The 13,753-nt window shown below is 70.2% G+C and carries 17 protein-coding genes and 1 tRNA gene; 11 read left to right on the forward strand and 7 right to left on the reverse strand.

The window, feature by feature from the left end:
* The 4 genes from VM840_09920 to VM840_09935 all read right to left on the reverse strand — a co-directional run.
* Nucleotides 1–185: hypothetical protein (locus VM840_09920; GenBank protein HVL81895.1), on the reverse strand; the 185-nt coding region annotated here is incomplete at its 3' end.
* Nucleotides 186–192: 7 nt separating this feature from the next.
* Entirely contained in the window at nucleotides 193–639 is a 447-nt protein-coding gene (locus VM840_09925; GenBank protein HVL81896.1) for a hypothetical protein, read from the reverse strand.
* Nucleotides 640–648: 9 nt separating this feature from the next.
* Entirely contained in the window at nucleotides 649–1,917 is a 1,269-nt protein-coding gene (gene hisS / locus VM840_09930) for a histidine--tRNA ligase (protein HVL81897.1), read from the reverse strand.
* Between the two features lie 119 nt (nucleotides 1,918–2,036).
* Nucleotides 2,037–2,447 (reverse strand): CoA-binding protein, encoded by a 411-nt coding sequence (locus tag VM840_09935; protein HVL81898.1) that lies wholly within the window; start codon nucleotides 2,445–2,447, stop codon nucleotides 2,037–2,039.
* A 123-nt stretch (nucleotides 2,448–2,570) separates the two neighbouring features.
* Between VM840_09935 and aspS the strand changes: the two genes are divergently transcribed.
* From aspS to VM840_09950, 3 genes are read left to right on the forward strand one after another with little or no spacing between them, the layout of a single operon-like run.
* Nucleotides 2,571–4,349: an aspartate--tRNA ligase gene (gene aspS, locus VM840_09940; protein HVL81899.1), complete on the forward strand. Its 1,779-nt coding sequence runs from the start codon at nucleotides 2,571–2,573 to the stop codon at nucleotides 4,347–4,349.
* Complete coding sequence (locus VM840_09945) at nucleotides 4,336–5,019, forward strand: class I SAM-dependent methyltransferase (protein ID HVL81900.1); 684 nt, start codon at nucleotides 4,336–4,338, stop codon at nucleotides 5,017–5,019. Before aspS ends, VM840_09945 begins: the two co-directional genes overlap by 14 nt.
* A 49-nt stretch (nucleotides 5,020–5,068) precedes the next feature.
* Nucleotides 5,069–6,301, forward strand: coding sequence for a replication-associated recombination protein A (locus VM840_09950; protein ID HVL81901.1), 1,233 nt, complete (start codon nucleotides 5,069–5,071; stop codon nucleotides 6,299–6,301).
* On the opposite strand, the gene VM840_09955 is transcribed toward VM840_09950, so the two are convergent.
* The gene (locus tag VM840_09955) at nucleotides 6,298–7,197 is read right to left on the reverse strand and encodes a hypothetical protein (protein ID HVL81902.1); all 900 of its coding nucleotides are present in this window, start codon (nucleotides 7,195–7,197) and stop codon (nucleotides 6,298–6,300) included. The genes VM840_09950 and VM840_09955 overlap by 4 nt on opposite strands.
* Before the next feature lie 135 nt (nucleotides 7,198–7,332).
* Here VM840_09955 and VM840_09960 point away from each other — a divergent pair, with 135 nt between their 5' ends.
* From VM840_09960 to VM840_09975, 4 genes are all read left to right on the forward strand, one after another.
* Nucleotides 7,333–7,680, forward strand: a complete 348-nt coding sequence (locus VM840_09960) for a DUF948 domain-containing protein (GenBank protein ID HVL81903.1) — start codon at nucleotides 7,333–7,335, stop codon at nucleotides 7,678–7,680.
* On the forward strand, nucleotides 7,680–7,967 hold the full coding sequence (locus VM840_09965) for a hypothetical protein (GenBank protein HVL81904.1): 288 nt from the start codon (nucleotides 7,680–7,682) through the stop codon (nucleotides 7,965–7,967). Before VM840_09960 ends, VM840_09965 begins: the two co-directional genes overlap by 1 nt.
* Nucleotides 7,968–8,048: 81 nt before the next feature.
* Nucleotides 8,049–8,714, forward strand: a complete 666-nt coding sequence (locus VM840_09970; protein HVL81905.1) for a hypothetical protein — start codon at nucleotides 8,049–8,051, stop codon at nucleotides 8,712–8,714.
* Nucleotides 8,711–9,883, forward strand: a complete 1,173-nt coding sequence (locus tag VM840_09975) for a zinc-dependent alcohol dehydrogenase (GenBank protein HVL81906.1) — start codon at nucleotides 8,711–8,713, stop codon at nucleotides 9,881–9,883. The genes VM840_09970 and VM840_09975 overlap by 4 nt, the downstream gene beginning before the upstream one ends.
* On the opposite strand, the gene VM840_09980 is transcribed toward VM840_09975, so the two are convergent.
* A complete protein-coding gene (locus VM840_09980) occupies nucleotides 9,880–10,875 on the reverse strand; it encodes a DNA primase small subunit domain-containing protein (GenBank protein ID HVL81907.1) in 996 nt (331 codons plus the stop codon). The genes VM840_09975 and VM840_09980 overlap by 4 nt on opposite strands.
* 100 nt (nucleotides 10,876–10,975) lie before the next feature.
* On the opposite strand from VM840_09980, the gene VM840_09985 reads away from it, so the two are divergent.
* The 4 genes from VM840_09985 to VM840_10000 all read left to right on the forward strand — a co-directional run bounded on the left by VM840_09985 (nucleotide 10,976) and on the right by VM840_10000 (nucleotide 13,466).
* Nucleotides 10,976–11,046, forward strand: a tRNA-Val gene (locus VM840_09985).
* 608 nt (nucleotides 11,047–11,654) lie between these two features.
* Nucleotides 11,655–11,990, forward strand: coding sequence for a DUF6518 family protein (locus tag VM840_09990; GenBank protein HVL81908.1), 336 nt, complete (start codon nucleotides 11,655–11,657; stop codon nucleotides 11,988–11,990).
* A gap of 44 nt (nucleotides 11,991–12,034) precedes the next feature.
* Nucleotides 12,035–12,538, forward strand: coding sequence for a sigma-70 family RNA polymerase sigma factor (locus tag VM840_09995; protein ID HVL81909.1), 504 nt, complete (start codon nucleotides 12,035–12,037; stop codon nucleotides 12,536–12,538).
* Between the two features lie 235 nt (nucleotides 12,539–12,773).
* Entirely contained in the window at nucleotides 12,774–13,466 is a 693-nt protein-coding gene (locus VM840_10000) for a hypothetical protein (protein HVL81910.1), read from the forward strand.
* Between the two features lie 102 nt (nucleotides 13,467–13,568).
* On the opposite strand, the gene VM840_10005 is transcribed toward VM840_10000, so the two are convergent.
* Nucleotides 13,569–13,753, reverse strand: a 185-nt coding sequence (locus VM840_10005) for a hypothetical protein (protein ID HVL81911.1), incomplete at its 5' end; no start/stop codon positions are given.

The following is a 13,753-nucleotide window of genomic DNA, read 5'->3' on the forward strand; positions in this document are numbered from 1 at the left end:
GTCGGGGCGAGCAGCGCGTGGAGGTCTCCCGGCCGGGGGCCGGGTCCGATCTGAGCGCTCACCTCGAACGCCTCCGCCGGGGCGGGGGTGCTCCCGCTCCCGGACGTGAACGCGAGGTAGGAGCCGAACCCTGCCGTCACCGTGAGCAGGGTGAGGGCCGCGATGCGCCAGCGACGTGGGTTCATCGGGACCTCAGCACATGGCGGGCATGCTGCACATCTGCTGCCCGTCGGGGCGGCTCCCGCTCGTCGACGACGATCCGCCCGAGCTCGACCCGGAGCTGCGCCCGGACGTCGTCCCGCTGTCCTGCGAGGACGAGAAGGATCCCGACCCCGAGATCTTCGTCGTCTCCTTGCCGCCGGTCCGGGTGGTCGAGGAGGCCGTCTCGTCGCGTCCCGATCCCGGCTGCGGGGCCGGCGCGGGCCGGGATAGCTCGAACGTGGGCGCTGCGACCGTCTGCTCGGCCCCTCCCTCGACGCGCACGGACGCCAGGTCTCCCATCTGCGGACCCCCGGACGACCCGCGCACGACGATGGGCTCCGGTGTCGGACTCGTCTGTCCCGAGGGGTCGCCGGTCGCGGGGGCCATGTTCGCGAGCGCCAGGACCGCCGCCGCGCCGAGCAGGAGGGTGCGCCTCATGCCGACAGCCTACCCCCCGAGCTCGGCCATGGGCACCCGGGCCTCCTCGCCGGTGGCCATGTCCCGGACCGTCACCTCACCCGCCGCGACCTCGTCCGGACCCAGCACCGCCACCCGGCGAGCGCCACGCGCGCCGGCCGCTTTGAACTGCTTGCCCACGGACCCCTCGGCGAACTCGTACTCGACCGACGCCCCCGAGTCGCGGAGGCGGTGCGCGAGCTCGAGCAAGGGCGCGACCTGGTCGGCGTGCACCGCGACGAGGAACCACTCCACTCCGGCGTCGGTGTGGGGCAGGCGCCCCCGGTCGCGCAGGAGCTCCGTCAGGACGACATCACCCATGCCGAACCCGAGTGCGGGCAGGTCGGCTCCCGCGAGCTCACCCAGCAGGCGGTCGTAACGCCCGCCGCCCGCGATCGCTCGCAGCTCTCCCCGCCGGTCGAAGAGCTCCCAGACGACACCCGTGTAGTAGGCGAGCCCACGCACTATGGACAGGTCGAAGCGCAGGAACCCGCCGAGCCCCATCGCGTCGAGGCGATCGAAGAGCTCGGCGACGTCGTTCAGCGCCGCCTCCGCGTCGTCCCCCGTGGCGTAGCGGCGCACGCCGTCGAGATCGGGCGCTTCGAACGGGGCGAGGATGGGTCCGGGGTCGAGCTCGGCCTCCTTCCGCAGCCGGTCGGCCACCGAGTCGCGTCCGTCCCGCTCCAGCTTGTCCACGATGTTGTAGACGAGCGGGAGCCTGTCGGTCGGGACGCCGGCGTCCACCATGAGCGCGGCCAGCAGGGCCCGGCTCGAGACGCGTGCGACCACGTCGTCGGGACCGAGCCCGAGCGCGCGCAGCACGTCGATGGCGAGGGCGAGGAGCTCGGCGTCGGCGCCCACCCGCCGCTCTCCGACGATGTCGCAGTTGAGCTGGAAGTGCTCGCGCAGCCGTCCGCGCTGGGCGCGCTCGTAGCGGAACAGCTGCGGTATCGAGAACCACTTGACCGGCTTGCGCAGGCCGCCCGCCCGCGCCCCGACCATCCGCGCGAGCGTCGGCGTCATCTCTGCGCGCAGCGCCACCTCCCGCTCGCCCTTGTCGGTGAACGCGTACAGCTGCTGGACGATCTCCGGGCCCGACTTCGCGACGAACAGGTCGAGGGGCTCGAGCGGGGGCCCGTCCACCTCGGCGAACCCGTACCTGCGCGCGACGTCCCGCCACGCCGAGAAGATCGCGTTCCGGACCGCCATCTCGTCGGGGTAGAAGTCGCGGAAGCCGGGGAGGGCCTGGAACCTCGTCATGGTCGCGCTGACGTTAGCATCGGGGCGATGAGCCCGGACCACGCGTTCGGGCGACATGGTCGAGGACACCCCTTCTACGAGGTGTGCGCACCCGTGCTCGAGGCCTGTTCGCGACCCGCTCAGCCGGACCGGAGCTTGCGGATCCCGTGGACCGACCGTTCCACGGCGGTGCAGCGGTCCTCCACGTAGCCGAGGCCGGCCTCGGTCGCGATACGACGAGCCTCCGGCGAGCGCAGCCCCGACTGCAGCCACAGGGCCTTTGCCCCGACCTCGACGGCCTGCCGGGCGATCCCGGGGGCCTCCTCGGCCGGACGGAACACGACCACGAGGTCGATCGGATGGGGGACGTCACGCAGGCTCGGATAGGACCGTTCGCCCGCCACCTCCGTGCAGTTGGGGTTGACCGGCACGACCCGGTACCCGGACCGCTTCAGGGAGACGGGGATCGAGTGGGCGGACTTGGCCGGGTCGGCCGAGAAGCCCACCACGGCCACCGTGTCCGACTGCTCGAGGATGCGGACCGTGTCCATCCCGGTACGTGTCCCCGGGCCCGCCGGCCCGGAAACGTGGTTGTCCGGCACCGGGAGGTCCGAGACGCGGGCGGGCCCGCGGGGTGACGTATCCTCGACGTCCGTCGTCGAGGAGGACTTCCCTTGCTCAGGACCCATGCCTGTGGAGAGCTGCGCGACCATCACGCCGGCGTCGACGTGACGTTGGCCGGGTGGGTGAACGCGCACCGCGATCACGGCGGCGTCCTGTTCGTGGATGTCCGCGACTCGTCGGGCGTCGTCCAGGTCGTCTGCTCCGACGATGCGGTCGCCGAGGTCGCCCACCGGCTGCGCGACGAGTGGTGCGTGCAGGTGAGGGGGACCGTCCGCACGCGCCCGCAGGGGACGGAGAACCCGCGCCTCGAGACCGGCGACGTCGAGGTGGTGGCGTCGACGATCGAGATCCTCGCGGAGTGCCCGCCGCTGCCGTTCCCTATCGCCGACGAGGTGGAGGCCGAGGAGCAGACACGGCTCCGGTACCGGTACCTGGACCTGCGCCGGGCTCCCATGCAGCACATGCTCCGCACGCGGACGCAGGCCGTCACCGCGATGCGCTCGTTCCTCGACGCGCAGGGGTTCCTCGAGATCGAGACGCCGATCCTGGCGCGATCGACGCCGGAGGGGGCGCGCGATTTCCTCGTGCCGTCGAGGCTCCAGCCCGGCAGCTTCTACGCCCTCGTCCAGTCGCCGCAGATCTTCAAGCAGATCCTGATGGTGTCCGGGGTCGAGCGCTATTACCAGATCGCCCGCTGTCTGCGCGACGAGGACCTGCGCGCCGACCGCCAGCCCGAGCACACGCAGCTCGACCTGGAGATGTCCTTCGTCGAGCGTGACGACGTGCTCACGATGGTCGAAGGGGTCTTCGCCTCCATCTGGCGGGAGTGCCTCGGACACGAGCTCCCGGTCCCTTTCGAGCGCATCTCCTACCAGGAGTCGATGGACCGCTTCGGCAACGACAAGCCCGACCTGCGGGCTGGTCCGGAGATCGTCGACGTCACCGAGGTCTTCGCCTCCACGGAGTTCAAGGCGTTCGCCGGCGTGGTCGAGGGCGGAGGCGCGATCCGCGGCCTACGTGTCCCGGGGGCGGGGGAGGGGCTCTCGCGGGCGAGGTCGGACGCGCTGATCGAGCGGGCCAAGGAACTCGGATCCGCGCCCGGCGTCGTGTGGATGGTCGTCGAGCCGGACACGCTGCGCGCGCCGATCGCGAAGTTCCTGTCCGAAGCCGAGCTGAAGGGGATACGAGAGGGCCTGGGGGCAGAGGTGGGCGACCTCCTGCTGCTCGTAGCGGGCGATCCGCTGCTCGCGTCGACCGTGCTCGGTCAGCTCCGCCTTGAGATGGCGCGGGACACCGGCGTGGTGCGTTCCCCCTCCGACCCCGCGGACTGGCGCTTCCTCTGGGTGGTCGACTTCCCGCTCTTCGAGTGGAGCGAGGACGAGAAGCGCTGGGACGCCGCCCACAACCCCTTCTCGGCCCCCACGGCGGACTCGATCCAACTGCTCGACGGCGATCCCGGACGGGCGGTCTCGCAGTCCTACGACCTGGTATGCAACGGGCTGGAGATGCTGTCCGGTTCGATCCGGATCAACCGTCCGGACATCCAGCAGAAGGTGTTCGACGTCATCGGGATGAGCGCCGAGGAAGCGGAGGCCAGGTTCGGCTTCTTCCTCGAGGCGCTGCGCTGGGGCGCCCCCCCGCACGGCGGCGTCGGGATCGGGATCGACCGGATCGTGATGCTGCTCACCGGCAACTACAACATCAGGGAGACGATCGCGTTCCCCAAGACACAGACGGGGTCGGACCTCATGATGGGAGCCCCATCCCCGGTGGACCCGAAGCAGCTGCGCGACCTGCGCATCCGGCTCGTCGACGATGACCGGAAGTAGGTCCTGGGAGGACTTCGCCGACCAGTACGCGGAGCACGCGGCGCACGGCGCCTACAACGCGCTGTACGACCGCCCGGCCGTCCTAGAGCTGGTCGGTGACGTGTCCGGGAAGCGGGTGCTGGACGTCGGATGCGGTCCCGGCCTGTACGCCGCCGAGCTGGTCTCCCGCGGCGCGTCCCTCATGGGTCTCGACGGATCGCCCCGCATGGTCGAGCTGGCCCGGGAGCGGGTCCCGGAGGCGGAGTTCAGGGTCCAGGACCTATCCGAACCCCTCGACCTCCCCGAGTCCTCCTTCGACGTGGCTGTCATGGCTCTCGTCATCCATCACCTGGACGACCGGACATCGCTGCTGCGGGAGGTCCATCGCGTCCTGCGTCCGGACGGCTACCTCGTCGTATCCACGCACCACCCGACGACGGACTGGGTCCGGCTCGGCGGGAGCTACTTCGACGTCGAGCCCGTCGAGGAGACGTGGGTGAACGGGTGGCAGGTGCGCTACTGGAGGCTCCCGCTGACCGTGACGTGCGCCGAGTTCCATGAGGCAGGGTTCGTCATCGAGAGGCTGGTGGAACCGCTACCGGGCGACGAGATGGGAGCCCGGTTCCCCGACACGTACGCCAAGCTCCACGAGCGTCCGGGCTTCGTGATGTTCCGGCTCGTCAAGCGCTGATCGCCAGCCGAGACTCCGACCGGACGGGCGGGGACGCTAGGGTGAGGCCATGCAGCGAAGCCCTTCCTTGTTCGAGGGCCGACCCCCGCTCGCCGTCCGCATGCGCCCGCGCACGCTGGACGAGATCGTCGGCCAGCAGCACGTGGTCGGTCCGGGGACGATGCTGCGAGCGCTCATCGAGCGCGACGAGCTGCGGTCGGCGATCCTGTGGGGGCCCCCGGGGACCGGCAAGACCTCGATCGCGCACATCGTCGCGAGCCGCACCGACTCCCCGGTGGAGCAGCTCTCCGCCATCTCGGCCGGGGTGGCGGATGTCCGGAAGGTGATCGCGAAGGCGCAGACCCAGGGCCGGACGGTCCTGTTCCTCGACGAGATCCACCGCTTCAACCGCGCCCAGCAGGACGCCCTCCTGGGCGCCGTCGAGGACGGCTCCCTCGTTCTCATCGGAGCCACGACCGAGAACCCCTTCTTCGAGGTGAACTCGCCGCTGGTCTCGCGGTCCCTGCTCTTCCGGCTCGAGCCGCTCGCGCCGTCCGACGTCATCGAGCTCATGCGGCGCGCGCTCGCCGACCCCGCCCGCGGCCTGGGCGACACGGGTGTCAGCGCCGACGACGAGGCGCTCGAGTGGCTGGCCACCACCGGCGGGGGAGACGCCCGGGTAGCACTGAACGCGCTCGAGGCAGCCGCCCAGCTCGCGCTCTCACGGGAGGACGCGCGGGTGGCCATCGACGATGCCAAGGCCGCCATGGCGCGCCGCGTCGTGCGCTACGACAAGGCGCAGGACCGCCACTACGACGTGATCAGCGCGTTCATCAAGTCGATGCGCGGGTCCGACCCGGACGCGGCGCTCTTCTGGCTGGCCGAGATGCTCGAGGGCGGCGAGGACCCTCGCTTCATAGCCCGGCGGATGGTCATCTTCGCGTCGGAGGACATCGGGATGGCCGACCCGCAGGCCCTCGTCGTAGCTGTCGCGACGGCGCACGCGCTCGAGCACGTAGGGCTCCCGGAGGCGCAGCTCAACCTGGCCCAGGGCGCCGTCTACCTGTCGCTCGCGCCGAAGTCCAACGCCGTCTACCGGGCCATAGGCGCAGCCCGCAAGCACGTGAGCGAACTCGCTACGACGCAGGTCCCTCCGCACCTGCGCTCGTCCGACCCGGTCGTGGCGCGTCAGCTGACGAAGGAGGGGAAGGGGTACCGGTACCCGCACGACCACCCGGGGGTCGAGCAGAGGTACCGGCCGGAGGAGGCTGAGGATCGGCGGTACTGGGAGCCGGACCGCTAGGCCTGCGGCCTGGTCGAGCGCAGGGTGATCGTGTACTCCGTGCGATAGGTCCCCGGGCCCCCGCGCATCGTGTAGTTCCCCTCCTCGCGGACCATCAGGCGGTGGGCGGGGGAGTACCACAGCCGCGTGATGACCTCCCCCTCGCTCTCCCCCCGCATCGTCATCCTCAGCTCGTTGACGTACACCTCCACGTCCTCGTTGCCGATGCGGACGGTGCGCTTCTCGAGCGTCTCGCCGGTGTACGACCCGGACGTGGCGCCGGTCCATGTCCCCTGCCAGCGGGCGCCCACCTGATGGGGGATCGGGACGCCGAGCAGCGGCGGGTCGAAGACGACGGTCCGGTCGACGGTGACCGGACCGAAGGTGATCTTCATCCGACGCTCCGACATCACCCCACCCCTGTCCGTGCTCTGCAGGACGAACCACTCCTCATGGTCCTGGGAGAACTTGTGGTTGTTCGTCACGCTGCGCGCGTCGCGAGGCGTCACGATGCGGGTCGTCTCGGTCGGGTACGTGCGCCGGAAACCGGCCTCCTCCCACCCGTCCGTCTGCCACGTGTACACGCCGGGCGGGGGCGGCGGGACCGAGCCGGGAGCCGGCGCCGGTGTCGGGGCCGCCGGTCCGCCGCCGGAGGGCGCCCGACCGGGCCGGGCTGCGTCCGTCCCCGGCGCGGTCGCGTCGTCGGGCGGCCCGTCGGTGGGCTGCAGACCCGTGGCGGGCGCGTCCTGCTGCCCAGGAGCGGGGGTCGCCGACGAACGGTACTCCTCGAGCGCCTGGTCCACGGACACGGGGTCGGGTTCGGTCATCCACCGGTGGCCGAGCGCGCCCGACCCCGTCACCAGGACGAGCACGGACAGCAGCGCCGACAGGGCACGGCCGCTCAGCGGCAGACGCATCTTCCCTCCTGGGTACCGGACGAGGCCCCCAGTATGAAGCGGTCCCTCGTGGCCGCGCTGGCGCGCGACCGGGCCCCGGCATCCGGTAGAACATCTACCCGGACGTCGAGTGCGGAGGTGCGCGTGGATGTGTCGTTGAGCGGGTGGGCGCTCGTCGCGGCCGCGGTCTTCTGGGCGATCCTGGTCGCCTTCCTCTGCGTCGTCCTGCTCAGCCTGTTCCGGGTCCTCACGTCGACGCGCGACCTGTTGGAGGATCTCCGGCGTCAGGTCGTCCCGATGCTCTCGGACGTGAACGAGACCGTCGACGGTGTGAACCGCGAACTCGTCCAGGTCGAAGGGATACTCGAGTCGGTCAAGGGGACGGTCACCGCCGTCGAGAAGGTGACGACCACGCTCGCCACCGCCATCGCCAACCCGGCCGTCCGGGGGGTGGCTCTGGCCGCAGGCGCCGCGCGGGCCTGGCAGAAGATGAGGGAACGCTGATGTTGAAGCGGATCCGCTGGCTCCTCCTCGGAGCGATGGCCGGCGTGGGGTTATACGTGTGGGCGCGGGAGAAGGCGAAGCAGATGCCGACGAAGGCGGTCGATGCGGCTGCCGCCCGGGGAGCCGAGGTGGCGCAGTCGGCGACGGCGCGGGGTCGTGAGCTGGGAGCACGGCTGCGGGAGGCCCTGCGCGAGGGGCGGGAGGCGATGCGCGAGCGGGAGGCGGAGTTGCGCGCGGAGCTCGAGCGCTCGAACGGGCAGACGCCCTACCGGGCCGGACCCACCTAGCCACGCCGGTTCGCGGGACCGCGTTTGCCCCCCATGGGTGGAGGGCATGGGAGGGGTTCACCCACGGATGAGGGGAGCCCCATGAGCCACCACGAACACCACGACCCACTTGGACGGGCCCTCGGCTGGTTCAGCGTCGGGCTCGGAGCCGCGCAGCTGGCCATGCCGGACGCGGTGAACAGGATGGTCGGTGTCCGTGCCACGCCGACCGCGAGGCGGGTGATGCGGGCCATGGGCGCCCGCGAGGTGGCCGCCGGGGTGGCCATACTCGCCACGCACCGGACGGTCTTCTTCTGGGGGCGCGTCGCCGGCGACGTCCTCGACCTCGCTCTGCTCACCCTCGGCCGGTCCCCGGGAGCCGGTGCACGCACGGCCGGGGCGGCCGCCGCTGTAGTGGGAGCGACGGTGGCGGACGTGATGCGCAGCGTCTCCGGCGACCCCGCTCCTTCCCACACGCGTGCCGTCGCGACCGTGAACCGGGCTCCCGACGAGGTGCGACGCGCGTGGGATGACCTTCACGCGGGCGTGGGCACACCTGGATCGGTGACCTTCACGGAGGCTCCCGCCGGACAGGGGACCGAGGTCGTGCTGGAGACCTCGGACGGACACGCCCGCGACGAGCTGCGCCGCTTCAAGCAGCTCGTCGAGACCGGACACGTCGTCCGCTCCGATGCCACCCCGGATGCGGGCGGGACCCTCCAGCAGCTCCCGTACCGGGCGGCTCAGCCGGCGGAGGTGTCGTCGTGAGGGCGGCGTGCTGGACGGGGATCAACTCGGTCGAGATCCTGGACGTCCCCGATCCCCGGATCCTCGACCCACGCGACGCCATCGTCCGCGTCACGTCCACCGCGATCTGCGGATCCGACCTTCACCTCTACGACGGCTACATCCCGGCGATGCGCAACGGCGACGTGCTCGGACACGAGTTCATGGGCGAAGTCGTCGAGCTCGGGTCGGCCGTGACCAACCTCAAGGTGGGGGACCGGGTGATCGTCCCGTTCCCCATCGCCTGCGGCGCGTGCAACGCGTGTGAGCGAGAGCTCTACTCCCTGTGCGAGAACTCCAACCCCAACGCCGCGCTAGCCGAGAAGATGTTCGGCTATCCCACGGCCGGGATCTTCGGGTACTCACACCTCACGGGCGGGTTCGCGGGAGGGCAGGCCGAGTACGTCCGGGTGCCGTTCGCCGATATCGGCCCGTTGAAGATCGAGGACGACACGCTCACGGACGAGCAGGTCCTCTTCCTCACCGACATATTCCCCACCGGCTTCATGGGGGCCGAGATGTGCGAGATCTCCGAAGGGGACATCATCGCGGTCTGGGGAGCCGGACCGGTGGGACTCTTCGCCGTCGCGAGCGCCTACCTGCTCGGTGCTCACCGCGTCATCGCGATCGACCGTTTCCCGTACCGGCTGGAGATGGCCCGGGCGAGGGGAGCCGAGGTCCTGAACTACGAGGAGGTAGACGTCTCGGAGGCCCTGAAGGACATGACGGGGGGACGGGGTCCGGACGCGTGCATCGACGCCGTAGGCATGGAAGCGCACCATGGGACGCCGCTCATCAACGCCTACGACCGGGTGAAGCAGGGGCTGCGGCTGCAGACGGAGCGGGGGCACGCCCTGCGCCAGGCGATCACGAGCTGCCGCAACGGGGGGATCGTTTCGGTGGTCGGCGTGTACGGCGGGTTCATGGACAAGTTCCCCACCGGGTCGTTCATGAACAGGTCGCTCACGCTGAAGGCCGGCCAGTGCCACGTGCATCGCTACCTGCGTCCGCTCCTGCAGCGGATCCAGGACCGTGAGATCGATCCGAGCTTCGTGATCACCCATCGGATGACGCTCGACGAGGCGCCGCGCGGCTACGAGATCTTCAAGCACAAGCAGGACGACTGCACGAAGATCGTCCTGACGCCCTAGGACTTCCGGGCCCGGCTCGGGGCGACGCGCGGCGGCTCGTCCGGCTGCTTCGGGTACACCGGGGGCCACGGCGCGTCCATCATCCCGTTCGCTCTGTCGCGCTCGTTCATCTCCAGGAGCGGATCGAGGTCCTGGGGATAGTCGTTCATCTCCAGCCAGGGGTCGCCCCGACCCTCGAGGGTGGCGATCGTGAGCTCGTCGGGATGGATCTCGTTCATCTCCTCCCATGACAGGGGGGTCGAGACCTGGGCTCCCGGACGCGCCCGTACGGACCACGCTCCGAACACGGTCTTGTGCGGTGCGTTCTGGTTGAAGTCGACGAACACCCGGGAGCCGCGCTCCTCCTTCCACCACGCGTCGGTGATGAGGTCGGCACGTCTACGGGCCAGTTCGCGCGCCACCGCCACCGCCGCCGACCGCACCTGGTAGCTGTCCCACCGCGGCTCCAGACGCACGTACACATGGATCCCGCGGTTCCCGGTCGTCTTCGGGTAGCCCCGGATGCCCGCCTCGTCGAGGAGCGCCTTCAGCTCCCACGCCGCCTCGCGCACCTGATCGAAGCTGACGCCGGGCTGCGGGTCGAGGTCGAGGCGCAGCTCGTCGGTGTGGTCGGGGTCTGCCGCCAGATAGGGCCAGACGTGGAAGCCGAGGCAACCGATGTTCACCGCCCACACGACGTGCGCGAGGTCGGCTAACACGAGCGCCTGCGAAGTCGTGCCGTTCGGCGTGCTCACGATGGTGGTCTGCAGCCACTCGGGGATGGACCGGGGCACCCGCTTCTGGAAGAAGTTCGGACCCTCGGCTCCCTCGGGGAACCGCTGCATCAGGGTCGGACGGCCGCCGCACACCCGCATGAACGCCTCCGCGTGACGGAGGTAGTGCAACACGAGATCGAGCTTGGTCTCGCCGCGCTCCGAGAAGAAGATCTTCTCCGGGTGACTGACCGCCACCTCACGGCCGTCGACGTTCAGGACCTCCTCACCGGTGCCCATGGCGCCATCGTATTCGCAGGACCCCCGCGGCGGGTCCGGGTACGAAGCCGCAAGGAGTCGTCGAGGGGGCGGGAGAGCGCGCGATAGACTCGACGCGCTCGGGCGTCTAGCTCAGTGGTAGAGCACGTCCCTTACAAGGACGATGGCGAGGTTCGATTCCTCGGACGCCCACCGACCGGGCCCCACGCCCTGGATCAGGTCGGAGCCGTCAGCCTCACGGTAGATGGCACCATCGGGATCGGGCTGCTACGGGCCTGATCGCGGCCGCGAGGACCGCACCCGGAACCCGCCATCGCGCACGCGGAGGTGTGAGGTGTCTGCAGATGAGCGGGCACACGGGGGGTGTGGTTGGGGTCGCCCGCCGATCCGGCTACGACTGGTCGTTCAGGTGGAACGGAGATCGGGTCGTGGTCGATCCCGTGGCCGGCGCGGAACTCCTACCTGCTAGCGTCCTACTGTGCGCGACAGGGAGCACGCCCCAGGGCCGTCGTGGCTGACCCTCCTGAGCGCCGCCATCGTCCTCGCCGTCCTCCTGGGCGCACTTGCCCTCGCCGCGGACCAGATCGGGGGACCGATCGGCCGCATCCTCCTGTTGGTAGCCAGCACGGGTCTCTCCTGGGGGATCGCGGCCACGGCCCTGGGCGCCTGGGCGGCCGGACCCGGGCCAGCCGCCTCAGCGGGAGCCGTGGTGATGCTAGGCGGCGTATCGACGTACTACGGGCGGCGCGTCGGCGCTTGGGCTCCGCGCTGCGTCTCGCACCCTCTTCGACGCGGCTCTGATCTGGGGCGGTCTCGCGCTCGTGGCCGGACCCGTACTCGGCGGGCTCGGGTGGTACGCGCGTAATGCCACCGGCCGCAACAGGTCGAGCGCCTGGGGGGTGATCGCCGGATCCCTGCTCTCTCAGGGGATGTACCCGCTCTCTCGAAGTAGCGGAGCCATCCTCACACCGGAGGCTGGCCCGGTCCTGGTCATCCTCATCGCGTCGTTCGCTGTCCCGATCGCGATGGTCCTGATCGGCTCGCGGCGACGCTACATGGGGTCGGCCCTCGCGCTGATGACGCTGGTCGGACTCCTGGGCGCGATCGTGTGGTCACGGGTCCTCGAGGCGATCTAGGCCTCCCCGGTAACGAACACCGGCCCCGGCGACATAACACTGCAGTGGACGCAGAGACGAGATTCCGGCTGATGTTCGACCGAACGAACGACGCGGTCCGTCGGTACGCGCTGAACCGGGGCATGACGGCAGCCGACGCCGAAGACCTCGTAGCGGAAGTGTTCACGCTCGCGTGGCGACGGCTCGAGCGGATCCCGGCCGACGACCCCATCCCGTGGCTCTTCGCGGCCGCGCGGAACCACTGGAGGAACCATCTCCGCAGCCGGCGACGGGAACGTGAGGCGGTCGTACGCCTTCGGCCCGCCGAAGAGGGAGGGCCGTCGTCCGACCCCTCTGCACATCTCCTCCGCTCGGCGCTCGCGACCCTGTCGGAGGCCGATCAGGAGGTGCTACGGCTCGTTGCGTGGGATGACCTCGCGCCGCGCCAGGTCGCGGCGGTCCTCGGTTGCTCGCCCGGTGCTGCGCGTGTCCGTCTCCACCGGGCGCGACAGCGCCTGGCGACGGCCCTGAGATCGAACGAACTCGAGGAGGTGAGTGATGGTCGATGAAGTGCTGGAAGCGCTCCGTTTGGCCCGCCCCGCTCCGCTTGGGGAGGCGCCCGCCCGTACGACCCCCGACGACATCCTGGCCAGGCCTCGGCGTCTGACCCGCAGGCCGAGGGCGGGTGCAGCCCTGGCAGCCCTTGGGAGTGCAGCTGTGGTCATCTCCGTCGTGCTCGCGTCCGCGCCGCCATCGACCATGCCTGTCGACATGCGACTGGTGGCCTCTCGTTCGCGAGAAGCGATGGAAGGCACGGGGCGTGCCGAGATCCGGTTCTCAACCGGTAAGGAGGAGTGGGTCCGTCGGGGCACCGCCCGCGTCGCGTTCGCGGGGCAGAACCTCGAGATGGAGATCGACTTCGCGCCGGACGGGCGGTCGCCCGGCTTCCGGGCTCGCAACCGCACCGTCGACGGCGAGTTCTACCTCTTGGATGGCATCCCGGGACAGGAGGGCTGGTTCCACGATGTGAACGCGGCAGGTGCGCAGCGGTCGGATCTGTTCAACATCGACCCCCGTTCGGTTCTAACGCTGCTCGAGCCAACGGTGGGGTTCGAAGAGGTCGGACGTGACGAGATCGACGGACAACCTGTGCGCCACCTCCGCGCGACCAGGACCGACCAGGCCCCGCCGCTCAACTTCGGGATGGGGTCGACCGAGGGTCAGGACATGAAGCAGCTCGACGTCTGGATCGATGAAGAGAACATCGTCCGGCGGATAGATGTCCGATTCTCGACGACCCTGGCGTCGCCGAGCGCCGGCGAGATCCTGGTGAAGGACGAGAACGGCGATACGAGGAAGATCCCGACCGGCGAGGACTCCTTGGAGCCCAAGACCGTGACGACGCACTCGTCCTACTCAGCGCGCTTCTACGATCTCGGCGCGGCCATAGAGATCGTGGCGCCTGTGGACGTGACGAGGGTCGAGGGCAAGGGCTAGCCGCTTCCGCGTCGAGGTCCTTCCGCGCGGAGCCCTCGAGACGGCTACTCGTCCTCGCCTCGTGGGCTGCGGACGCTCGCGCTGGAGCCGACCATACGCTCCCTACTCGACGAGGTTGCAGTTGACGTCGTGAACGGCCTTCGCCAATGACCGGTCGACGCTGCCTACCGCTGGCTCCACGACGTCGTCCACGAGGTCGCTCTCGCCGCAGTCCGCCTCCTTGATCGTGACGGTCGCCGTGGAGGTCAGCCCGTCCGGGTCGGCCACCGTGTAGGTGAAGGCATCGG

The organism is Actinomycetota bacterium, assembly GCA_035540895.1.
Classification (GTDB): Bacteria; Actinomycetota; JAICYB01; order JAICYB01; family JAICYB01; genus DATLFR01.